Source organism: Streptomyces macrolidinus (assembly GCF_023887685.1).
Lineage (GTDB): Bacteria > Actinomycetota > Actinomycetes > Streptomycetales > Streptomycetaceae > Streptomyces > Streptomyces macrolidinus.
Map to the genome: position 1 here is coordinate 16,326 of NZ_JAMWMR010000024.1, position 21,104 is coordinate 37,429.

Consider the following 21,104-nt stretch of genomic DNA (forward strand, 5'->3'; position numbering starts at 1 on the left):
CCACGCGGCGGGGGCCCACCCGCCGGGTGTCCACGGCCGTGCCACTGCTCACGGAGCCGCCTCCGGGCTCGGTGCCGCAGTACAGCGAGTACGGACAGCCATCGGCGTGTGTACTACGAAGGTACCGGCAAGGATCGCGATACAGGAGGTATGGAGCAGAAGGTGTGACTCGACTCATTTCCGGCACGCGCAAGGCCGCCGGAGTTCCCCCGAGACCTGTCATATGCATGCCCTAGGGTTGCGGACATGTCATCGCAGCAGCCGCAGTACAGCACTCCCGTCCCGTCGGCCTCACCGGCACAGGCACCGGCATCGGCGGCGCCCCGGCGCCCCGGCCTCGTCCCGGTCGCCCTGCTTGTGACGGGTCTCCTGGTCGGCGGGGGCGCCGTGGGCGCGGCATGGGCCCTGAGCGGTGGCGACGGGGCCGCCACGGGGTCCGCCCCGGCGGACGACGCGCGCGACGCGTGCCGCGCCCTCGACGGATTCGACGAGTCGAAGTACATCTCGAAGGGACCGGAGTCCGAGATCGCGGTGAACCGGTTCACCGCGGCCGGTGCGCTCTCGCAGGCGGCGGCTGCGGGTGACAAGCAGTACAAGCCGCTCGCCGAAGCGGTCCGGCGAGCGCAGGACCTCCATGCGCGGACCTTCGAGTTCGGCAAGGAAGTGAAGCAGGAGCTGGCAACGGCCCGGAATGTCTGCGCTGACCTCTGACGAGGCCCGTCGCTCAGCGAGCCGTGGTGCGTCGGAGCGGGTGATCCGGTTCACGGACTCCCGTGCCGAGCGCCACGGCCCGGCGCAGGGGCACCGCCGAAGCGAGGACGAACAGGCCGAAGAGGGTGATGGGGAGCAGCCCGACGGGGCGCAGCAGCCAGGTCCAGTCTTCCCGCACCTGCGGCCAGTTGGTGATCCAGTTCGCGGTGACGTCCAGCGCCATCACCGCGCAGGCCGACCAGATGCCCACAGGCCGTAGGAGTCCCACCAGGACGACGACCAGCGGATCCAGGACGGCCAGGCTGACGAAGAACACCTGCAACGGGAGCGGGGCGAAGGACGCGTAGACGTGGATCCCGCCCCTGAGCAGGTCCAGGACATGAGCACAGGTCCCCTCGAGGAAGCCGATCACGTACACCGCGAGGGCCCGACGCACCCACCGCGGCTGGTCCCTCCACCGTTCCCGTGCTCCACCCCTCACCTGGCCAACCTATGCGGCGCACCGGCATCGATCAAGGTGACGGAACGGGGTGGGCGGGCGTCCTGTCCGGAGCCCCGCTCATGCATGCCCCGGTCATGCGCTTCACCAGTCCCAGGCGTCGAAGTAGGCGGCCACGCCCGTGCGTCGGGCCTCCGCCACGGCGCTCAGGCGTGCGAAGTCCCGGGGCGGCATCAACGCCTTCCAGTCGGGCAAGGGCAGGACCCGGACCTCGTCGTGCTCCTGCGGGTTCACGACGATGGCGCGGATCTGCGCCGTGGTGAGCCGACCGCCGTCGAAGACCAACCCCATCGTGCTGTACGGCCATTCGGCGCCGGGCAGGCTGTAGACCATCGCCAGCAGCCGGGGCGGCCCGGACGGCGTGAGCCCGGTCTCCTCCTGGCACTCGCGCACGGCCGTCTGCCAGGGGCGCTCGCCCGGATCCATCGTGCCGCCCACCAACTGCCAGGGGTGGAAGGGGGAGTAGACGGAGTGCAACTGCAGCGGCCGGTCGTTCTCGTCGGTGAAGTAGAGGCACGCGAAGGCCGTGGCCTTGAGCACTGTCTCGGCGTACTGCTCGGGCGGCATCCAGACGTGTTCGTGATCCCGCTCGCTCGGGACGGCCGGTTCGTCGGTGGCGCGCAGCCGCGCGATGCCCTCGGCGTCGGCGGGCACGGCAGCGTGGACCACCGGTCGCCCGGCCGCGGCCGACGAGTCGGCTGCGGTGAACGGTTCGGCGGGTGCCAACGAGTCGGCAGGGGCCATGTCGCGGTTCATGAGACGTCTCCTTACGGCGAGTTGAGTACGCGGCACGGGGCGTGCGGTCGGGTCGGATTCCGTCGCCTCCACGGGCGGCACGAGGCGGAGACGGTCGGCTCCCGGGTCGTGGGCGATCGTGTCACCGGGCAGTTGGAAGTGAACCGCGAGCCGTGCGCCCGCCGCGTAGGCGTCCAGTCCGGCACGGCAGTACGCGACCATCGGGGCGGGCAGCGCGTCGAGGCGCACCCACTCCATCGCGTCGCAGACGTCCGGCTCCGCGATCCGTGGTTCCCCCGTCCACCGTCGCACCTCGAAGAAGACCCCGGTACGGGAGGAACCGGCCGGGGACCGGTGGTGCACGGTGACGGCGGCCCGCACGTCCGCCGGTTCGACGACGACGCCGGTCTCCTCCCGCGCCTCACGCACCACGGCGGTGACGACGTCCTCGTGCGGGCCGTCCAGATGCCCGGACGGCAGATGCCACAGCTCGGCAGCGTAGACCGCGCCGGCCCGCCGCGACAGCAGGATCTCCGGTCCGTGGCCGGTCTCCCGGCGCAGGATCAGATGGACGTCCAACGGCTCGGTGTGCCGCCCCGCCCCGCCTGTGCCGCTCATGCCTCACCCCAGCCCAACTCCGAGTACACACGGCCCGCGAGGACCCCTTCGATGGCCACGCGGGCGTACGGGACGATCTCCGTCGGCAGCTCTCGCGGCTCCCACCAGCGCCACTCCACGCACCGGTCGGGCTCCAGCACCCTGGGCGTGCCGGTCCAGGACCGGGCCCGGAAGACGAGTTGCATACGGGGCCGCGCGCCCGGGGAGCCGACGACGTGGACCGCGTGGACGAACTCGACATCGGCGGAATCGATGACCAGACCGGCCTCTTCCTCGGCCTCCCGCACCAGACAACTGACGGCGGACTCCCGCTCGCAGTGCCCGGCCAGGAAGTGCCAGACGCTCCCCGCGTACGCCGAGTCGGGATGCCGCAGACCGAGCAGAAGGCGGCCCTGGTCGTCCTCCAAGTGGAGGTGGACGCCCACGACATGGAGCTCCGTGCCGTTCAACGGGCGCGCGGTGTCGGCCGGAACGTGCTCGGCAGCGTGTCGGCGGATCAGGGCGCGCGTGGACGGAGCCAGGCGCAGCCGGTCCAGCAGATCGGGGGTGAACCACCGGAGAAGGACGCCTTCGTGCAGGTCCACCGCGTCGGGGTCACCGTTCCAGCGGCCCGAGTAGACCTGGATGGGCACCGAGAGGCCCTCGACGCTCGTCTCCTCCTCCATCGCGTACGGCTTGAGGTCGACGACCTCCAACCCAGGTGTCTCTTCCGCGAGTTCGCGCCGCAGCGTGGCTTCCGGAGAGGCGTCGCCGGGCTCGCGGCCTCCGCCGAGGAGCGCGAACGCGCCTGGTTCCCAGATGCCGTCGTAGTGATCCCGGAGATGGAGCAGATAGCGTCCGCGGCCGTCGTGGATCAGGGCGGACGCGTTCACCGGCTCAGGTCTGCCGTCGAGCGAGGAGTCCAGCAGCTTGGCGCGCACCGTGGGCTGCGTGACCTCGGCGAACGGTTGCCACACCGCCCCGGACACCTCTTCCTCCTGTAACTCGATCACCGGTGGCTGGTCGGCCGCGAGGTAGAACACGTACCGGAAGTCGTAGTGCCGGTGGACGGGTTCACCCTTGGCCGGGTTCGCGTCGAAGGTGTGGATGTCGATGTCCAGCGGCGTACCGAGGAACTGCGGGGTCAGGCACAGGGCACCGGGTCGGATCCCGGTCTCCTCGCGCAACTCCCGTAGCGCAGCGACCTGCAACGAGCCGTCGTCCGCCTCGACATGGCCGCCCGGAGCGAGCAGCAGTCCGGTCACCTTGTGCGCGATGTGCAGCACACGCCGGTCACGATCGATGACGACCGCGCTGCATGTGACATGGCCGGGGAGGGTCGCGCGGTCGTACGGGTCGCCGGGGCCGTCGAGGGCGGCCAGCAACTCGGCCAGGGCGGCGCGCTCCCGGGGATGCCGGTCCAGATACGTATCGACGGTTTCGCGCAGGTGGGACCGGGTGAGCGGCATGTCATCTCCTCATACTGGACGGGGACTTGGGGCACGGGTGGACCCCAGGGGGAAGCAGCCAGGACCGTCGTCTCACGAGGCGTCTTCCTCGACGGGTGAGGCGTCTTCCTCGACAGGTGAAGACGGGCGACGGGCCCCGGGCACCGATACACCCGGCGAGGCCGTGAGCCCGTACTGGGCCGCCTGGGCGATGAACATGCCTTGATAGAGGCCCCCTTGACGTGCCATCAGCTCATCATGCGTGCCCTCTTCGGCCACGCTCCCCTGATCGAGTACGTAGATACGGTCCGCCTTGGCGGTCGCGGCGAGCCGGTGGGTGACGAGGACGACCGCGTGCCCCTGCTTGGCCAGGGACCACAGCCCCTCGAACGCCGCGATCTCCGCGTGCGGATCGAGCGCGGACGTCGGCTCGTCGACAAGCAGGAACGGCGCTCCCCGGTACAGGCTGCGCGCGGTGCCCAGCTTCTGCCACTGTCCGCCCGAGAGCTGCACCCCGCGCTCGTAGCCCTTGAACACGATCGAGTCCCAGCCGTGCGGGAGGTTCTCGATGAGCGAGAGGACGTTCGCGGCCCCGGCGGCCTCCTTGACCCGGTCCATGTCCCGGACGCGGTCGCCCGCGCCGATGGCCACGTTCGCGGCGGCGGTCATCTCCCAGCGGGGGAAGTCCTGTGCGAGCAGCCCCACTTGCCCGAAGATCCGGGTCCGGTCCGCCTCCCGCAGTTCGACCCGCCCGCCCTGCTCGTCCTCCCACCACACCTGCCCCTCGGTGGGCAGCAGCAGCCCGGCGAGCACCTTGGTCAAGGTGGTCTTGCCGGAGCCGTTCGCCCCCACCAGCGCGGTCACCTCGCCTCTGCGGACCGACAGGCTCACCCCCTTCAGCGCGGGGGAGTCGGCTCCCGGATACGTGAACGACACGTCGTCGACGCGTACGTGGTCCACGGCAGCGGGCAGGGGGGTGCCGGTGGACGGGATGGCGTGCTCGGTGGCCACGTCGATGGCCGACTCGGTGTCGGTGAGGAACAGCAGTTCCTCGTAGAGCCGGTTGACCTGCTGGATGAGGGAGGTCAGGCGCGAGGTCGAGTTGCGGATGGCAATGACCGCGGTCCCGCCCACGGCGAGCGGCAGCCCACCGCTCGCCAGCAGCCACCACAGGAGCCCGTAGCACGCGAGCGACGCCAGCCCGGCGAACCCACCGGCCACCAGGTCCGTGGAGGCCTGCGCGCGTGCCAGGCGCCGCTGCTCGGCCTCGGTCTGCCGCGACATCTCCTCGTAGCTGCCCAGGAGTTTGGTTCCGGCCGCGTGCACGCGGATCTCACCTGCCGCGTGCGGGCGGGTCAGATAGGCCAGGAGCGAGGCGATCGCCCGTCGGTGGTCGACCCAGTGCAGCCGCGAGATGTAGTCGCGGCGCGCGGAGCGGACCGCGCCCCACCCCTTGGGCAGCGCGATCGCCAGCAGCATCGGCAGCAGGGTCCAGTGCAGCGACGCGAGGACGACCGCGGCTGCCGCCATGCCGATGAGCACGCTGCCCACGCCCACCGACAGCCGCAGCATGTTGCGGGCGGAGTCGGTACCGAACCGGCCAGCCTCCAGGACGCGTTGGACCTCCGGCCGCTCGGTCGCCTCCACCTCGACCCCGGTGACGGCCGTGTAGTACCGCGCCGACACGGCCCGCTCCACCTGCGGCTCCAACCGGCCCGACATCGCCGTCGACCACGCCGACAGCAGCGCCGTCGCCACCGCGGTGACGGCCAGTACCAGCAGCGAGGGCAGTGCCTCATGGAGCTTGTCGGCGGTCGGGCCGTTCGCGAACAGCTTCGTGAGGACACTGTTGACCGCGACCAGCCCCCAGGCGGCCGTCACCCCCTGCCCGAGCTGGGACACCACGACACCGGTCAGCGCCCGGCGGTCCGTCTGCCATCCGGTGCGCAGCACCATGGTCACCATGCGCGGCAACGCGGCTGCCATGTGCCCGAACGACAGCCGTGCCAGCGGCCCTTCGTGGCGTACGAACGACTCGTCGTAGCGGAGCCTGCCCCCGTACAGCTCGCGCTCCGCATTCGAGATCCCGTCCTCGACCGCCTTGGCTCGCGTGTTCTTACGCGCCTGACGGCGTTCTCCGGCCGATGTCAACGTCGGTCCCCCTGGCGCTCGCGGTTCTGTCTCCGGGCTCAACGACGCGGCGCGAATTTCGAACACATGTATTTCGGTCGCTCCGGGAACCCCGGTACTGAGCGGGTTGCGACGGCTGCGCACCGCACCGGCCCTTGTGCCGCAAGAGCGCTCCGGTGTGCCGGAGTTGGCCGAAACCCGACGTCTACGCCGCTCCGTGCAGGCGTCGTGCTGTCGTGGTGACCGGGGCCCCTCGCACCGAGGTCACGTCCGCGGAGTGAGCGAAGGCGTCGCACGGCGGGCGGCCGGGCGTGCCCGGCCCCCGGACTTCACAGGGCGTTCGGCCGCAGCAACAGGCATACGACGCCGACGAGGGCCATCAGCCCTTCCACGATCCACTTCGAGGGGCTCGCCCCGAGCAGCGCGCCGTGGATCAACTCGGAGAACGGCATGGTCAGCCAGAGCCACCCGAAGGTCGGCAAGGTGAGCAGACCCGCCGGTCGTCCGCTGACCGCGACCCACACCGCCACGCCCAGGAGCAGCCACAGGACGGACAGACGCCGTCGCACGGAGTCGTCGGCCGGAGCCTCGTACGTCGCGGTGTGCCCGCGCACCGTCATCCGCACCACCGCGCCGTGCCATATCCGCAGCTCCGCGGGGTCGCCACGGCGCACGTCGTCGTACGTGTCCTTGCCGATGCCGCGCCACGCCGTGCGCTCCCCGTAGCGCAGGTGCAGACGGTAGTACGGGGTGCAGCTCCGCACACCGTTGGAGTCCGTGGTGCAGTTCTGACCGGCCTCCTTGCCGGTGACCGTTCCTGTCGCCTGCGCGACGCAGTCGGCCGCCGGTCCGTTCCGGCAGGCAGGCGCGTGCCGGAAGGTCACGACGGCGTCGTACGCCTCGGCCACCCATCGCGAACAACCGACGAGTCCGACGACGGCCGCCGCGAGGATCAGTACCCGCAACCACCGCCACATGCGCATGTGCCAAGCTCTCATGACCTTTCGCCCCCGTGTCTCTCCCCGTTGGAGCGCTTCCAGGCCGGTGACGTCTACGGGGGAGGGTGCCCTCCCTGGCGTCGGTGGGAAACACCGACGAGCCGGACAGACGACCGCTGTTGACGAACTCGGGGCGAGCGGGCGCGAGTCAGCGCACGACCGGAGGGGTCCACCGGGCGTGGCGCAGGATGGTACGGACGGTCACGGCCGAAGGGGCCAGCCGCATCGCCGTGTTGCGTACGGTGATGGCTGCGGGATGGGTCAACTGCTGCCCCATCCGCCCTGCTTGGCGGGCCGCGCGGGCAACTGCCTGGCTGCGCGGGCGGCGCTCGGTGTCGTACCGGGCCAGGGCGCCTTCGACGGTGGACTCGGCGGAGAGCGCGGCGGTCAGCACAGCAGCGTCCTCGAGCGCCTGGCAGGCGCCCTGACCGAGGTTGGGTGTCATGGCGTGGGCGGCGTCGCCGAGCAGGGCGACGCGTCCTGCGGTGTAGGCGGGCAGGGGGACGACCAACTCGTCGATGTCATGGTGCAGTACGGCCTCGGGCCTGGTCGCCGCGAGCAACGAGGGGATCGGGGCATGCCAACCGCCGCACCTGCGACGTACTTCCGTCAGCGGGTCGGCGAAGCGCGTACGGGCGGGGGAGTTGAGGACGGCGTGCCACTCCGCCCGGCCGTCCGCGAAGGCGATGTGGCCGAACTCCGCACCCGGGCCCCAGGTCAACTCGAAGTCGGCGTCCAGGGCGACGGGGCCTTCGGTGACGGCGCGCAGCACGGTCGATCCGCTGTAGGCGGGGCCGGGGTGGTCGGGGAACAGCTCGGTGCGCAGACGGCTGTGGAGACCGTCGGCGCCCACGACCAGGTCGGCGTCGAGGTCGCCCTGCTTCAGACGGACGCGCGGCCGTCGCGGGTCCGCACGGTCGACGGACACCGCCTCCGCGCCGACCGACAGGCACTCGGGCGGCAACGCGTCACGCAGCAACTGGTGCAGTACGGAACGCGGAATGCCGACGATCGGGGTGCCGAGCGCGCGCTCCAGGGCCCTGCCGTCCATCCGCGCCAGGCGGCTGCCACGAGGCGTCCGGGTGGCCCCGGTGTACTGCGGATGCGCCGCCGCGCGTACCGCCGCGCCGACGCCCAGGACGTCCAGCGCGCGGATGCCGTTGGCGTGCAGCGAGATGCCCGCTCCCGCGTCGTCGAGGAGCTGGGCGCGCTCGAGGACCGTCACCTCCCAGCCGATGCGCCGCAAGCCGATCGCCGTGGCCAGCCCTCCGATGCCTCCGCCGACCACCACTGCCCTGTTGCCCATACCGGGCACCTCCCCTACCACACCCGCACTCTTCTACATCTGTAGAAGGAGGCTAGTGCACCTCTTCTACGTCTGTAGAACCGGGGGTGTAGAACAGGGGAGTGACCACAGACCGACGCACCGCGCTCGCCGACGCGGCCATCCACGTCCTCGCCCAGGAAGGGGTACGCGGGCTGACGCACCGCGCCGTGGACCGGGCCGCCGACCTGCGGCCGGGCACCACGTCCGCGTACTACCGCACACGCCAGGCGCTGCTCACCGGGCTTGTGCGACGCCTTGTCGACCGCGACCAGGCAGAGCTTCAGACGCTGGGAGAGGTGGGGCCGAGGCCTCGGAACGCCGATGAACTGGTGGCCGCCATCGCCCTGTTCGTCGACGCACGCCTGACGGGCGAGGGCCGCGAACGGTCACTCGCCCGTTACGCCTGCGCCGTGGAGAGCGCGCGCCATCCGGAGCTGCGGGAGATCCTCACACCGCGCCGCAACGCCGCTCGCGACATCGTGCGCGACTTCCTGACGGCCCGAGGTGTCACGGACGCGGAGGGGCGGACCCTCACACTGCTGGCCTGTGTGGACGGCCTTGTCTTCGACCGGCTGGTCGGCGGCGGGCGCGTACCGGAAGCGGAGATCCAGGGACTTGTCGAGGCCGCTCTGCGGTAGACGACGGAAGGCGCGGTCGGGGAGGCGGGTCGTTCACGCGATGCGGCCGACCTCGACCGCGACCGGTCGGACCATGACGAACAAGCCGGACAGTCCTCAGAGGTTCGCCAGCAACTCCGCGACCCTGTTGACGGCTTCGAGGACCGGCTGGCCCAGTGCTCCGGCGGTCGCGGCGATGGTGGCCACGGCGATCAGGGCGCGGTGCCGCTCCTGCGGGGGGCTCGCCTGGGAGGAGAGTGCGGGCAAGGAGTCGTCGATGACCCGCGCGGTCGCGGGCGCCACCTGGTTGCGCAACTCCCGCAGGAGGCAGGTCAGTTCCTCGATCGCTTCGAGGAGAGCCGGGGGCACCGGTTGCGCCGCGCCGGAGTACTGGTTCATGACGATGCCCGTGTTGTTGGTACCGCCGTACATGTTGACGGTCTCGCCGCTCACTTCTTCAACACCCCCACATTGCCCACGCCGCCGTACATGTTGACCCGGTCGCCATAGTGGTACTCCCTGCGGTTGAACTGGACGGTCTCCACTCGTGTATGGATCGTCTTGTCCGGGTTCTCGACAGCCTCCACGATGGCGCCGACGAGCCTGCGCAGTTCAAGGTGGTCCGGCAGTGTCACCAGCGCGCTCGCCGCTCCGGTCGTATCGATGACCAGCGCGAACTTGCTCGGCGACGTCAGCACCTTCACGAACCGCGCGAAGAGCGCGACCGCCGCGAGGATGCCCAGGAACCGCAGTTCCGGCGCCGCCTTCGCCACCGCGAGCCCGGCGCCGCCCCCGAGCACGAAGTACCAGAACGCCTCTCCTCGCTTGGGCTTGAACTCCGCGGTATAGACCCGCGCGATGTTCTGCAGCGGATAGGCGGCCTCGCCCAGCCAGAGCAGGTGCTTGCCGACCCGCAGTTCGACGGTCTTGCCGTCGTCCGACGGGACCGGCTGCATCGGCGGCGGGCCCAAGGTTCCTCTCGTCTCCACAAGTCCCCCGTACGCCATACGACTCCATGGCCGCGTGGGACCATTAAGCAACGCCGCCTCCCCCTTTGGAAGGGGGGAGGCGGCGGGAACCGAATCTGTCCGATCCGGGGCCGGTGTCAGCGGCTCACGCCTCAGGAGCCCCGGTCTCCGTCAGCTCACCGTCGGCCAGGCGCAGCCACCGGTTCACCCCGATCTCGCGCAGGAACCGTTCGTCGTGGCTGACCACCACGAAGGCTCCCTGGTAGGAATGCAGCGCACTCTCCAACTGGCCCGTGCTGACCAGGTCGAGGTTGTTCGTCGGCTCGTCCAGGAGCAGCAGATGCGGTGCCGGTTCCGCACACAGGACACAGGCCAGCGTGGCGCGCAGCCGCTCGCCGCCGGAGAGCACCCGGACCGGGAGATGGGCGCGGGCGCCGCGGAAGAGGAAGCGGGCGAGCAGGGTCATCCGCTCGGCCTCCGGCCGCCGCGGGGCACGGTCGGCGAAGTTCTCCGCGACCGTACGGTCCAGGTCCAACAGGTCCAGACGCTGCGAGAGATAGGCGATACGCCCCTCGGCCCGCTTGATCTCACCGCTTGCGGAAGTCAGATCGCCGTTGAGCACACGCAACAGCGTGCTCTTGCCCGCACCGTTGGGACCGGTCAGCGCGATGCGCTCCGGACCGCGGATGCTCAGATCGACGCCCTCGCCCGCGAACACCTCCTTCTCGCCGAACCGGGCCCGGAGCCGCTCACCGAGGAACAGCGTGCGACCGGCGGGCACACGGGTGCCCGGCAGGTCCAAGGTGATGCGCTGCTCATCGCGCAGGGCGCGCTCGGCCTCGTCCAGCCGGGCCTTGGCCTCGCCGACCCGCCCGGCGTGCATCTGGCCCGCCCGGCCCGCGGACTCCTGTGCGCCTCGCTTCATGGCGCCCGCGACGATACGGGGCAGACCGGCGCTCTTCAGATTGCGGGCGGCGTTGCCCTGCCGGCGTTCGGCGCGCTCGCGGGCCTGCTGCATCTCCCGCTTCTCGCGCTTCAGTTCCTGTTCGGCGTTGCGGACGTTCTTCTCGGCGACCTCCTGCTCGGCCCGTACCGCCTCCTCGTACGCGGTGAAGTTGCCGCCGTGGAAGCGGAGTTCACCTCGGTCGAGTTCGGCGATGCGCTGCATACGGTCGAGCAGGGCGCGATCGTGGCTGACCAGGAGCAGACAGCCGGTGAAGTCCTCCAGCACGTCGTAGAGCTTGTGCCGGGCGTCGAGGTCGAGGTTGTTGGTGGGCTCGTCGAGCAGCAGGACGTCGGGCCGCTTCAGCAACTGGGCGGCGAGACCGAGGGAGATGATCTGGCCGCCGCTGAGGGTGTCCAGGCCGCGGTCCAGGGTGAGGTCGGTCAGGCCGAGGCGGTCGAGCTGGGCGCGGGTGCGCTCCTCGATGTCCCAGTCGTCGCCGATGGTGGTGAAGTGCCGCTCGTCGACGTCACCGGACTCCACGGCGTCGATGGCCTGGACGATCGGGGCGACCCCCAACACCTCGGCGACCGTGAGGGCTTCGGTCAGGGGGAGGCTCTGCGGGAGGTGGCCGAGGGTGCCGGTGACGGCCACCGACCCGCTACGGGGCCGCAGTTCACCGGCGACGAGCTTGAGCAGAGTGCTCTTGCCGCTGCCGTTGGGCGCGACGAGGCCGGTGCGGCCCGAGCCGAGGGTGAAGGACAGGTTCTCGAAGACGGGAGTGTCGTCGGGCCAGGCGAAGGACAGGTTCGAGCAGACGACGGAGGCGTCGGACATGGAGATGACCTCATGGGGAGTGAGGGCGGGAAGCGCGCTTCCGCCCTGACAGCAGACAAGGGAACGAGGGGACGACAGCGAGACCACACGGCGGCGCGTCCACGCACCGGCCGGTGGCCTGTCGGGTCCGGGTATCACCCGGAGATGTCGTCGTCCACCACCATGTCTGGGCTCCTCGACGAGAGATCAGTGACCACGACAGCGTAACAGTAGGGGGCTTGGGGCGTAGGGGATACGCCGTAACCGGGTCGCCTGGTGCCGGGTGGTGCCACGTTGATGTACCTGAACTCTCCGCGTATGCCCAGCTCAGAGCCGTGCCTCTCAACTCCCCATCAGCTAGACATCATTGAGGGTTGCGGATGGCGCCATAGTGGTGCCACCATTGCGTCATGGACCTCACCCCGTATGTCGACTCCCTTCGCCGCGAACTCGCGGTGGCCGCCGAAGCAGGCGGTGACGAAGCCCGCGAACTGGCCGAACGGCTCACCGCTCCCTTGGAGTCGGCGACCCGGCTGACGATGCTCAACGTGCTCTCCGCCGCGATGGACGAGATCACCCGCGAGCTGGCCCCCGGCTCGGTCGACGTACGACTGCGCGGGCTGGACCCCGACTTCGTGGTCACGCCGCCGCCCGCCGACAGGGGACCCGCGGAAGCGGCGACCGCGCCCCTCGAACCGCTGAAGGCCTCGATGCCCGCCGACGGTGACGAGGGTGGCACCGCCCGCGTCAATCTGCGCCTGCCGGCGCACCTCAAGGCGCGCGCCGAAGAGGCCGCGAGCCGCGAGGGTCTGTCGGTCAACGCCTGGCTGGTGCGGGCCGTTTCGGCCGCGGTCGAGGGCGGCGCGCGACCACGTCCGACGGAGCGGGCCCGCACCGTCGGACAGAGCTTCACCGGCTGGGTGCGCTGACCGTACCCCGCGCCCCGCCCCACTTCACACTCCACCCGACTTCACACTCCGCCCCCCTTCACACTCCGTACCGCCCCACACCACTTCATACCCACACCACGTCCCACCTGCAGGGACGTCACGAAGACCCAAGAGGACGGGACAGCCATGCCTTCCTTCGACACCCCTGAGCCGATCGCGGTCACCGCACGCGTGGAGGCCGGCTCCATCCAGTTCACCGCGGGCGACCGCCTCGACACCCTCGTTCAGGCGCGGCCCCGCGACCCGAAGCGGGACCAGGACGTGCGGGCGGCCGACCAGACCGAAGTCACGTACAGGAGCGGTGTTTTGAGCATCAGGACACCCAAGTCCAACCTGTTCGGCCGGACCGGCACCGTCGACGTGACCGTCGATCTGCCCACGGGCTCGCGCATCGACATGACCGGGGCCTGGGCCCAAGTCCTCGGCGAGGGACGGCTCGGCGAGGTACGCGTGAAGACCTCGTCCGGCGACGTCCGCCTCGACGCGACCGGCCCGCTCCGACTGACCGCCTCCCACGGCTCGATCACCGTCGACCGCGTCGAGGGCCTGGCCGAGATCACCACCAGCTCCGGCAGCCTGCGCGTCGGCCTGGTCGACGGCCCCGCCGTCCTGAAGAACTCCCACGGCACCACCACCGTCGGCGCCGCGACCGGCGAGGTGCGGGTCAGCGGCTCCAACGGCGACATCGAGATCCGGCGCGCCGAGGGCTCGGTCACCGCCACCACCGCGCACGGCACCCTGCGCGTGGGTGAAGTGGCCCGTGGCACCGTCCAGTTGGAGACCTCCCACGGTGCCATCGAGATCGGTGTCCGCGACGGCGCCGCCGCCTGGCTCGACGTCGAGTCCGGCTCCGGTCAGGTGCGCAACACTCTCGCCTCGGCCACGGCCCCGGAGGACACCGAGGACACCGTCACGGTCCGCGCCCGCACCCGGTACGGCAACATCGACATCCGCCGCGCCACGGCCTGAGCACCGGCCCGCGCACTCGCTCACTCATCAACGCACCCCAGTTGCCTGACCCTTCGAGTCGGAGGACTCCGTGCCTTCATCTGTCATGCCCACGTCTAAACGGGGCGACGGTTCACCGTTACCCGCCGCCATCTCCACCACCGGCCTGCGCAAGTCGTACGGCGACAAGACCGTCCTCGACGGCATCGATCTGCGGATCCCGGCCGGTTCCGTCTTCGCGCTGCTCGGACCGAACGGCGCAGGCAAGACCACCACCGTGCAGATCCTGTCCACGCTCATCAGCGCCGACGGCGGACGGGCCCAGGTAGCGGGCCATGACATCGCCACCGCGCCGGACGCGGTGCGCGCCGCGATCGGTGTCACCGGGCAGTTCTCCGCCGTCGACGGGCTGATCACCGGCGAGGAGAACATGCGCCTCATGGCGGACCTGCACCACTTGTCGAAGCGCGAGGGTCGCCGCGTCACCACCGAACTGCTGGAGCGGTTCGACCTCACCGACGCCGCCAAGAAGCCCGCCCAGAGCTACTCCGGCGGCATGAGGCGCCGCCTCGACATCGCCATGACCCTCGTCGGTGACCCGCGGATCATCTTCCTCGACGAGCCGACGACCGGCCTCGACCCGCGCAGCCGCCACACCATGTGGCAGATCATCCGCGAGCTGGTCACGGGCGGTGTCACCGTCTTCCTCACCACCCAGTACCTGGAGGAAGCGGACGAACTCGCCGACCGTATCGCGGTGTTGAACAACGGCGGGATCGCCGCCGAGGGCACGGCCGAGGAGTTGAAGCGGCTGATCCCCGGCGGGCACGTCCGGCTCCGCTTCTCCGATCCGGCCGCGTACCAGGGCGCCGCCGCTGCGCTGCGCGAAGTCACCCGGAACGACGAGGCGTTGACGCTGCGGATCCCCAGCGACGGCAGCCAGCGCGAACTCCGTTCCCTTCTCGACTGGTTGGACTCCGCCGGTGTCGAGGCGGACGAACTGACCGTGCACACGCCCGACCTCGACGACGTCTTCTTCGCCGTGACCAGCAGCACCGTGACCGGCAGCACCGTGCCGAGCCGGCCGGGCCAACACCAGGAGGACGTCCGATGAGTTCCCTCTCCCTCGCCGTACGTGACTCGTCCACGATGCTGCGGCGCAACCTGCTGCACGCGCGGCGCTACCCGTCCATGACCCTGAACCTGCTGCTGACGCCGATCGTCCTGTTGCTGCTGTTCGTCTACATCTTCGGCGACGTGATGAGCGCGGGCATCGGCGGCGGGGGCGCCGATCGCTCCGAGTACATCGCGTATCTCGTCCCGGGCATCCTGCTGATGACCATCGGCAGTACCACGATCGGCACCGCGGTGTCCGTCTCCAACGACATGACCGAGGGCATCATCGCCCGCTTCCGCACGCTGGCGATCCACCGCGGGTCGGTGCTCATCGGGCACGTCATCGGGAGTGTGCTCCAAGCGCTCATCAGCGTGGTGCTCGTCGGTGCCGTCGGTGTGGCCATCGGCTTCCGCTCCACGGACGCCACGTTCCTCGAGTGGATCGCGGCGTTCGGACTGCTCGCTCTGTTCGCCCTGGCGCTCACCTGGATCGCGGTCGGGATGGGCCTGATCAGCCCGAACGCCGAGGCGGCGGGCAACAACGCGATGCCGCTGATCTTCCTGCCGCTCGTCTCCAGCACCTTCGTGCCGATCGACGCGATGCCGGGCTGGTTCCAGCCGATCGCCGAGTACCAGCCGTTCACTCCGGCCATCGAGACCCTGCGCGGGCTGCTGCTCGGCACCGAGATCGGTTACAACGGATGGCTGGCCGTCCTGTGGTGCCTGGGGCTGGCCGTGCTCGGCTACTTCTGGTCCACGTCGACGTTCAAGCGCGACCCGAAGTAGTACCCGAGGCCCGGTCGGTACGGACCGGTCGACGCCGTGCGGGCCGCACCCCGAGGCGGGGGTGCGGTCAGCGGCCGTTGGCGTGCCACTCGGGGGCCAGGATCGCCCAGATCTCGGTGTCGTGACGGACGCCGCCGTAAGGCCAGGACTCGCGCTGCACACCCTCACGTGTCATACCGAGCCGCCGGGCCACGGCGGCGCTGCGCCGGTTGTCGGCCCGGCAGTGCCACGCGGCGCGGTGCACACCCCGGGAGGTGAACGCCCACTCCAGCAAGGTGTCGCACGCCCGCGTGATCAGGCCTTGGCCCTCGGCGGCCGGCTCCAGCCAGCAGCCGATCTCGCACGAGCCCCAGGCGGCGTCGAACGACACGAACATCACACCGCCGACCAGCACACCGTCGAGCCAGATGCCGTAGAGACGGGCGCCGTCCGCGGCCTGCCGCTCGGCGTACCGCCGCAACGTGGCCCGCGCACCGTCGAGGTCATCGGTGACGAACGCGGCCCCCACCCACGGCCGGATGTGCTCGCGGGCCCGGTCCATATGGGCGGCGAACTCCTCGGCGTGCCAGATCTCGAGCGGACGCAGACAGGCGTCGTCCCGCAGGGGGAGGGAGAACATGATGACCTCATTCACACAACAACCGTTATGGATATGTACGGTAGCAGCATGCCACGTACCAAGGGGGACCACGATGCCCGCCGCCGCGACGTCTCCGAGGCGGTCTGGCGGGTCCTGGCCGCGCACGGCTTCGGCGGGCTGACCATGCGCGCCGTCGCCACGGAACTCGGCGCGACCACCGGCCTGCTCACCCACTACTTCCCCACCAAGCGCGACCTGGTCACCTACGCTCTGGACCTGCTCGACACACGCAGCGCCTCCCGCCCCCGGCGCACCGCGGGCACCGGCATGTCCGCCGTGCGGGCCGCGCTGCTGGACATCCTGCCGCTGACCGGCGACGCCACCGTCAGCAACCGGATCTGGGTGTCCTCCTGGGACACCGCGCTCGCCGACCCCGAACTGAGCGACGACTACGCCCGCAAATACGCCCGAAGCCGCGACAAGCTGCGCGATCTGGTCGCCGCGGCCCAGGAGTCGGGCGAACTGCCCGCCGGGGACCCGGCCCGTATCGCCGCCGGCGCCCAGTCCTTCGTCCTCGGCCTGGTCGTACAGGCCCTGTTCGCCCCGGAGACCTTCCCACCCGACCGCCAAGCGGAGCTGCTTGACGACTACTTGGCGGCACTGGTCTCCCTACCCTCACCCAACGACGGCCGTGCAGTGCGGACTTGACCAGAACGGCGCCTCGCCCTGCTCAGCGATCACGCCACGCCGGAGCCACGGCGACGAGCATCACGGCGGCCGTGAGGGCGAACGCGGCCGGGTAGCCGGTGTGGGCCGCCGCCGCGCCGAAGCCGAGCGCGCCGAGGCCCATCCCACCGTCGTAGGCGATGTTCCACAGCGCGCTGACCGTCCCGTACCCGGACTCCCGTACCCGCGCGTACATCAGTGTGAGCGTCGCGTTCTGCGTCACCCCGAAGCCGACCCCGAACAGCGCGACCCCGGCCAGCACCGCCACCGGGCTGCTCGTCACCGCCGTCACCGACAGCCCGGCGGACGACGCGAGCAGGCCGGGCAGCACCAGGCGGCCCGGACTGTGGCGGTCCCCGAGCCGCCCGGCGTACCAGCGGGCCACGGTCGCCATCGCGGGCTGGGCGAAGAGCGCGACCGCCACCAGCCCGGACAGCGACGCGGGGACGGCGACCGGCAGGAACGTCACGATGATCCCCGCGCCCAGCGCGGTCGTCGCGAACACCAGGGTGGGCCGGGCCAGGGCCCCGGTGCGCAGGCCCGCGACGAGACCGGCGTCCCGGCCCGCGGACCGTTCCCGACCCGGCAGCCCCGGCACCACCACGATCACGGCCAGGGCCACCGCCCCGCCGGCCACACACACCGGCGTGAACCCCACGTGATGGGCCAGCCACACCCCCAACGGCAGGGCCACCAGGGACGGCACACCCGACACGATCCCCACCAGCGCCAGCCCCTCCCCGCGCCGCTCGGGCGGGATCAGCGAGGCCGTCAGCGCGCCTCCTGCGACGACGGTGAGGGCGAAGCCCACCCCGCGCAGCAGACACACCACCGTGATCCACACCATGCCGTGCCCGGCGGTCAGCACCAGCGCGGGCGCGCCCAGCAGCACCAGCCCCACGGCCAGCGCCACCCGGTAGCCGTACCGCGCGACCAGGCGCGGGGTCGCCAACTCGCCCACCACCGTGGCGAACATCAACGCACCGGTGGTCAAACCGGCGTCGCCACCGCTGCGTTGGGCGTACAGCGGCACCACCGACAGCAGCAGGAAGAACCCGGCGGAGGCACCGATCACCGTCAGGAAGCGCAGCAGCAACGGCCGTGTCACCAGCGGAGGTCGGGCAGGCGCGGGACGGGTGTCCGAGGGATGCGCGTCCGAAGGGCCCTCGGTCATGTCGTCGGACGGACGGCTGGATGGCGTGGTCATGCATCCGACGGTAGAGACCGTCCGGCCCCTCGATAAGCTCCATTTCCATGCCGCTCGAGTGGTCCGGTCTGTCGCCGGAACTGTTGCTCACCCTGGACCGGGGGAGCGGGGAAGGACTGCGCGCACAGCTCGAACGCCAGATCAGGGACGCCATCAGGGCCGGCCGTCTCGAGGTCGGCGAACGGCTGCCGTCCTCCCGAGAACTGGCCTGCCGTATGGGGGTCTCCCGCGGCCTGGTCCAGGACTGCTACGCCCAACTGCGCGCCGAGGGCTACCTCGCCACGCGGGTCGGTGCGGCCACCACCGTCGCGGCCCGCGCCTGCCCGCGCCCCGCAGCACCGGCCCCCGCACCGCCGCCCGCGCCACGGCTCATCGCCGACTTCCGCTCCGGCGTCCCCGACCTCGGCTCCTTCCCGCTCGCCGACTGGCTGTGGGCGATGCGCGAGGCCGCCCGCGCGCTGCCGACCGAGGCGCTCGACTACGGCGAGCCGCAGGGGGCGCCCGTACTGCGCGAGGTCGTCGCCGGATACCAGCGGCGGGTACGGGCCGCCGCGGCCGACCCCGAACGGACCGTCGTCTGCTCCGGCTACGGGCAGGGTCTCGGCCTGGTACTGCGCGCGCTGGCCGCCCACGGCATCCGCACCCTCGCCTACGAGGACCCCGGCTCGCCCGGCGCGACGTCCCTGGCCGCCGCGTACGCCGGGACGACCGCCGTGCCGGTGCCCGTCGACGAGGACGGCATCGATGTCCGGGCCCTGGAGGCGACCGGCGCGCGGGCGGTCCTCGTCACGCCCGCGCACCAGTGGCCCACCGGAGTCGTCATGGCCGCCGAGCGGCGGCGCGCGCTGATCGCCTGGGCGCAGCGCCGTGACGCCTTCGTCATCGAGGACGACTACGACGCCGAGTTCCGCTACGACCGTGAGCCGGTCGGCTCGCTGCAGGGCCTCGCCGCCGACCGCGTCGTGGCCATCGGCACGGTGAGCAAGTCCCTCGCGCCCGCACTGCGGTTGGGCTGGCTGCTGTGCCCGCCCGCCTTGGTCGCATCCGTCGTGGCGTTCAAGGGGGCGGACGACCGCGGCTCACCCACCCTGGACCAGGTCGCGCTCGCCCGGCTGATCGCGTCCGGGCGCTACGACCGGCATCTGCGGCGGATGCGGACGGTGTACGCGGACCGGCGCGCCACCCTGGTCGAAGCGCTCGCGGCGCACGCCCCCGGCGTACGGCTCACCGGGCTCGCCGCGGGCTTCCACGCCGTGGCCCATCTCGGCGCGGGCCGCACCGAGGAGCAGGTCGTGGCGGCGGCCCGTGCCCGACGGGTCGGCCTGTACGGCATGGCGGCCAACCGCTCGGCACCGGGCACTGATGGGGCCCGGCTCGTGCTGGGCTTCGGCAACGTGAGCGAGCGGGCGGTGGCCGAGGGCATCGCCGCCGTGGGTGACCTGCTGGCCGACTGACCTCCCTGGAGGTGGTGTCAGCGCCGGGGCGGCCGGACGGTGAGAGGCGCGCTCTCGCGCCCCGCCCGGTCGACCGAAGTGACGCTGTACGTCGCCTCGTCGGGGGCCCCGGGAGCGGTCCACTCGGCGTGGCGGGCGGCCGGGAGCACCGCCACGAGACCCTCGCCGTCGGCGGTGTGCTCGCGCAGTGCGTACAGCGCGGGGGCATGGTTGCCGCGCGAGCGTACCTCGATCCGTATCCGGCCCTCGGCCGTTCTGCTCGCCGACGCGAGCGGGGGCAGGGGAGCGGGCCCGTGGGCGAGCCTGGGCAGGAGGGGTGGCAGCGCGGGCCGCTGCCAGTGGTCGGCTCTCAGCCGCTCGACCGCACCGATCCGGTCGGCACCGACGTCCACGGCGCTGAACAGGATCTCGCCGTCGATCTCCGGCAGCCCCTTGTCCAGGGCCAGATGCCGGGAGAGTTCGGCGGGGTCCTGCCAGGGGGCCGGTTGGTCGGGGTCACCGGCCTTGTACACGGCCTGACCGATCCACAACTGCACGTCGGTGCCGCGGACCGCCTGCGCCCACCACGGCGCGAGGACGGCGTAGTCGGCGACCTGGAGGCCGATGCTCCAGTAGAGCTGCGGGGCGATGTAGTCGAGCCAGCCGTTGCGTACCCAGCCCAGGGTGTCGGCGTTGAGCGCGTCGTAGGACTGGGTGCCGGCGGTGGCCGAACCGCGCGGGTCGTTTGCGGCGTTGCGCCAGATGCCGAACGGGCTGATCCCGAACGCTGCTTGGGGCCGGACCGCGCGTACTCGTGCGCCCATCTCCCGCACCAGCAGGTCCACGTTGTGGCGGCGCCAGGCGGCCCGGTCGCTGAAGCCGGTGCCGTACGCGGCGAAGGCGTCGTCGTCGGGGAAGTCCTGGCCGCTGACCGGGTAGGGGTAGAAGTAGTCGTCGAAGTGGACGCCGTCGATCTCGTAGCGTTCCACCGCGTCCATGATGGCGTTCTCGACGAAGGCGCGGGCGGCGGGGATGCCGGGGTTGTAGTAGAGCTGGCCACCGTAGGAGACGACCCACTGCGGATGCAGTCGCGCCGGGTGACCCGGTGCGAGCCGGGTGAGGTCGGACTGGAGCGAGATGCGGTACGGGTTGAACCAGGCGTGCAGGGCCAGTCCGCGCTCGTGCGCGGCGTCGACCATGAAGTCCAGCGGGTCGTAGCCGGGGTCCTGGCCCTGGGTGCCGGTCAGGTACTGCGACCAGGGCTCGTAGCGGGAGGGCCAGAACGCGTCGGCGGCCGGGCGGACTTGGGCGAAGACCGCGTTGAGTCCGAGCGCTCGGGCGTGGTCGAGCCGTGCGATGAACTCCGCCTGCTGCACGGCCGGGCTCAGCCCGGTCCGCGAGGGCCAGTCGATGTTGGCGACGGTGGCGATCCACTCGCCGCGCAGCTCGCGGTCGCGGTGCGCGGGCGCCGCGGGCTCGGCGGCGGTGGCCGCCGCGGCGACGGGCAGGGACGTACCCGTGGCGGCCAGACCGGCCATCAGTCCTGCGGCCCGCAGCAGGACGCGGCGC

19 protein-coding genes and 1 pseudogene are annotated in these 21,104 nt (G+C 71.3%); 8 read left to right on the forward strand and 12 right to left on the reverse strand.

Going from position 1 to position 21,104, the window contains the following annotated elements:
• The first annotated feature begins 246 nt into the window (after window positions 1-246).
• On the forward strand, window positions 247-711 hold the full coding sequence (locus NGF19_RS23285; RefSeq protein ID WP_252427173.1) for a hypothetical protein: 465 nt from the start codon (window positions 247-249) through the stop codon (window positions 709-711).
• Between the two features lie 13 nt (window positions 712-724).
• On the opposite strand, the gene NGF19_RS23290 is transcribed toward NGF19_RS23285, so the two are convergent.
• The 6 genes from NGF19_RS23290 to NGF19_RS23315 form a co-directional block, all read right to left on the reverse strand.
• Window positions 725-1,147, reverse strand: coding sequence for a hypothetical protein (locus NGF19_RS23290; RefSeq protein WP_252427175.1), 423 nt, complete (start codon window positions 1,145-1,147; stop codon window positions 725-727).
• 147 nt (window positions 1,148-1,294) lie between these two features.
• Window positions 1,295-2,563 carry an NUDIX domain-containing protein gene (locus NGF19_RS23295; RefSeq protein ID WP_252427176.1) on the reverse strand — a complete coding sequence of 423 codons (1,269 nt, stop codon included), beginning with the start codon at window positions 2,561-2,563 and terminating at the stop codon, window positions 1,295-1,297.
• Window positions 2,560-4,011, reverse strand: coding sequence for an NUDIX domain-containing protein (locus NGF19_RS23300; RefSeq protein WP_252427177.1), 1,452 nt, complete (start codon window positions 4,009-4,011; stop codon window positions 2,560-2,562). The genes NGF19_RS23295 and NGF19_RS23300 overlap by 4 nt, the downstream gene beginning before the upstream one ends.
• Before the next feature lie 72 nt (window positions 4,012-4,083).
• Window positions 4,084-6,141, reverse strand: coding sequence for an ABC transporter ATP-binding protein (locus NGF19_RS23305; protein WP_252427178.1), 2,058 nt, complete (start codon window positions 6,139-6,141; stop codon window positions 4,084-4,086).
• 308 nt (window positions 6,142-6,449) lie between these two features.
• On the reverse strand, window positions 6,450-7,118 hold the full coding sequence (locus NGF19_RS23310; RefSeq protein WP_252427179.1) for a hypothetical protein: 669 nt from the start codon (window positions 7,116-7,118) through the stop codon (window positions 6,450-6,452).
• Window positions 7,119-7,266: 148 nt separating this feature from the next.
• Window positions 7,267-8,424: an FAD-dependent monooxygenase gene (locus NGF19_RS23315; RefSeq protein ID WP_252427181.1), complete on the reverse strand. Its 1,158-nt coding sequence runs from the start codon at window positions 8,422-8,424 to the stop codon at window positions 7,267-7,269.
• 101 nt (window positions 8,425-8,525) lie between these two features.
• Here NGF19_RS23315 and NGF19_RS23320 point away from each other — a divergent pair, with 101 nt between their 5' ends.
• Window positions 8,526-9,083 (forward strand): TetR/AcrR family transcriptional regulator, encoded by a 558-nt coding sequence (locus tag NGF19_RS23320; RefSeq protein ID WP_252427183.1) that lies wholly within the window; start codon window positions 8,526-8,528, stop codon window positions 9,081-9,083.
• 96 nt (window positions 9,084-9,179) lie between these two features.
• Here NGF19_RS23320 and NGF19_RS23325 read toward each other — a convergent pair whose 3' ends face one another.
• The 3 genes from NGF19_RS23325 to abc-f all read right to left on the reverse strand — a co-directional run bounded on the left by NGF19_RS23325 (window position 9,180) and on the right by abc-f (window position 11,810).
• On the reverse strand, window positions 9,180-9,515 hold the full coding sequence (locus tag NGF19_RS23325; RefSeq protein WP_252427185.1) for a hypothetical protein: 336 nt from the start codon (window positions 9,513-9,515) through the stop codon (window positions 9,180-9,182).
• Entirely contained in the window at window positions 9,512-10,033 is a 522-nt protein-coding gene (locus tag NGF19_RS23330) for a DUF6232 family protein (RefSeq protein WP_252427187.1), read from the reverse strand. The genes NGF19_RS23325 and NGF19_RS23330 overlap by 4 nt, the downstream gene beginning before the upstream one ends.
• Before the next feature lie 142 nt (window positions 10,034-10,175).
• Complete coding sequence (abc-f, locus tag NGF19_RS23335) at window positions 10,176-11,810, reverse strand: ribosomal protection-like ABC-F family protein (RefSeq protein WP_252427189.1); 1,635 nt, start codon at window positions 11,808-11,810, stop codon at window positions 10,176-10,178.
• A gap of 389 nt (window positions 11,811-12,199) precedes the next feature.
• Between abc-f and NGF19_RS23340 the strand changes: the two genes are divergently transcribed.
• The 4 genes from NGF19_RS23340 (at window position 12,200) to NGF19_RS23355 (ending at window position 15,589) form a co-directional block, all read left to right on the forward strand.
• The gene (locus NGF19_RS23340; protein WP_252427191.1) at window positions 12,200-12,718 is read left to right on the forward strand and encodes a toxin-antitoxin system HicB family antitoxin; all 519 of its coding nucleotides are present in this window, start codon (window positions 12,200-12,202) and stop codon (window positions 12,716-12,718) included.
• Window positions 12,719-12,865: 147 nt separating this feature from the next.
• Window positions 12,866-13,708, forward strand: coding sequence for a DUF4097 family beta strand repeat-containing protein (locus tag NGF19_RS23345; protein WP_252427193.1), 843 nt, complete (start codon window positions 12,866-12,868; stop codon window positions 13,706-13,708).
• Window positions 13,709-13,793: 85 nt separating this feature from the next.
• Window positions 13,794-14,801: an ATP-binding cassette domain-containing protein gene (locus NGF19_RS23350; protein WP_252427195.1), complete on the forward strand. Its 1,008-nt coding sequence runs from the start codon at window positions 13,794-13,796 to the stop codon at window positions 14,799-14,801.
• The gene (locus NGF19_RS23355) at window positions 14,798-15,589 is read left to right on the forward strand and encodes an ABC transporter permease (protein ID WP_252427196.1); all 792 of its coding nucleotides are present in this window, start codon (window positions 14,798-14,800) and stop codon (window positions 15,587-15,589) included. Before NGF19_RS23350 ends, NGF19_RS23355 begins: the two co-directional genes overlap by 4 nt.
• Before the next feature lie 67 nt (window positions 15,590-15,656).
• Here NGF19_RS23355 and NGF19_RS23360 read toward each other — a convergent pair whose 3' ends face one another.
• Window positions 15,657-16,208, reverse strand: a complete 552-nt coding sequence (locus NGF19_RS23360; RefSeq protein ID WP_252427198.1) for a GNAT family N-acetyltransferase — start codon at window positions 16,206-16,208, stop codon at window positions 15,657-15,659.
• Between the two features lie 48 nt (window positions 16,209-16,256).
• Between NGF19_RS23360 and NGF19_RS23365 the strand changes: the two genes are divergently transcribed.
• Window positions 16,257-16,877 carry a TetR/AcrR family transcriptional regulator gene (locus tag NGF19_RS23365; protein ID WP_252427200.1) on the forward strand — a complete coding sequence of 207 codons (621 nt, stop codon included), beginning with the start codon at window positions 16,257-16,259 and terminating at the stop codon, window positions 16,875-16,877.
• Between the two features lie 22 nt (window positions 16,878-16,899).
• On the opposite strand, the gene NGF19_RS23370 is transcribed toward NGF19_RS23365, so the two are convergent.
• Window positions 16,900-18,102, reverse strand: coding sequence for an MFS transporter (locus NGF19_RS23370; RefSeq protein WP_252427202.1), 1,203 nt, complete (start codon window positions 18,100-18,102; stop codon window positions 16,900-16,902).
• A gap of 47 nt (window positions 18,103-18,149) precedes the next feature.
• Here NGF19_RS23370 and pdxR point away from each other — a divergent pair, with 47 nt between their 5' ends.
• On the forward strand, window positions 18,150-19,556 hold the full coding sequence (gene pdxR / locus NGF19_RS23375; RefSeq protein WP_252427204.1) for a MocR-like pyridoxine biosynthesis transcription factor PdxR: 1,407 nt from the start codon (window positions 18,150-18,152) through the stop codon (window positions 19,554-19,556).
• Window positions 19,557-19,888: 332 nt separating this feature from the next.
• Here the strand turns inward: pdxR and NGF19_RS23380 are convergent.
• Window positions 19,889-21,073, reverse strand: a pseudogene (locus NGF19_RS23380) (glycoside hydrolase family 10-like protein); the annotation flags it as partial.
• Window positions 21,074-21,104: the final 31 nt, after the last annotated feature.

Coding starts and splice junctions, on each gene's coding strand:
- NGF19_RS23285 (WP_252427173.1), top strand. CDS start 247: ATGTCATCGCAGCAGCCGCAGTACAGCACTCCCGTCCCGTCGGCCTCA.
- NGF19_RS23295 (WP_252427176.1), bottom strand. CDS start 2,563: ATGAGCGGCACAGGCGGGGCGGGGCGGCACACCGAGCCGTTGGACGTC.
- NGF19_RS23300 (WP_252427177.1), bottom strand. CDS start 4,011: ATGCCGCTCACCCGGTCCCACCTGCGCGAAACCGTCGATACGTATCTG.
- NGF19_RS23310 (WP_252427179.1), bottom strand. CDS start 7,118: ATGAGAGCTTGGCACATGCGCATGTGGCGGTGGTTGCGGGTACTGATC.
- NGF19_RS23315 (WP_252427181.1), bottom strand. CDS start 8,424: ATGGGCAACAGGGCAGTGGTGGTCGGCGGAGGCATCGGAGGGCTGGCC.
- abc-f (WP_252427189.1), bottom strand. CDS start 11,810: ATGTCCGACGCCTCCGTCGTCTGCTCGAACCTGTCCTTCGCCTGGCCC.
- NGF19_RS23340 (WP_252427191.1), top strand. CDS start 12,200: ATGGACCTCACCCCGTATGTCGACTCCCTTCGCCGCGAACTCGCGGTG.
- NGF19_RS23345 (WP_252427193.1), top strand. CDS start 12,866: ATGCCTTCCTTCGACACCCCTGAGCCGATCGCGGTCACCGCACGCGTG.
- NGF19_RS23350 (WP_252427195.1), top strand. CDS start 13,794: ATGCCCACGTCTAAACGGGGCGACGGTTCACCGTTACCCGCCGCCATC.
- NGF19_RS23355 (WP_252427196.1), top strand. CDS start 14,798: ATGAGTTCCCTCTCCCTCGCCGTACGTGACTCGTCCACGATGCTGCGG.
- NGF19_RS23360 (WP_252427198.1), bottom strand. CDS start 16,208: ATGTTCTCCCTCCCCCTGCGGGACGACGCCTGTCTGCGTCCGCTCGAG.
- NGF19_RS23365 (WP_252427200.1), top strand. CDS start 16,257: ATGCCACGTACCAAGGGGGACCACGATGCCCGCCGCCGCGACGTCTCC.
- NGF19_RS23370 (WP_252427202.1), bottom strand. CDS start 18,102: ATGACCACGCCATCCAGCCGTCCGTCCGACGACATGACCGAGGGCCCT.
- pdxR (WP_252427204.1), top strand. CDS start 18,150: ATGCCGCTCGAGTGGTCCGGTCTGTCGCCGGAACTGTTGCTCACCCTG.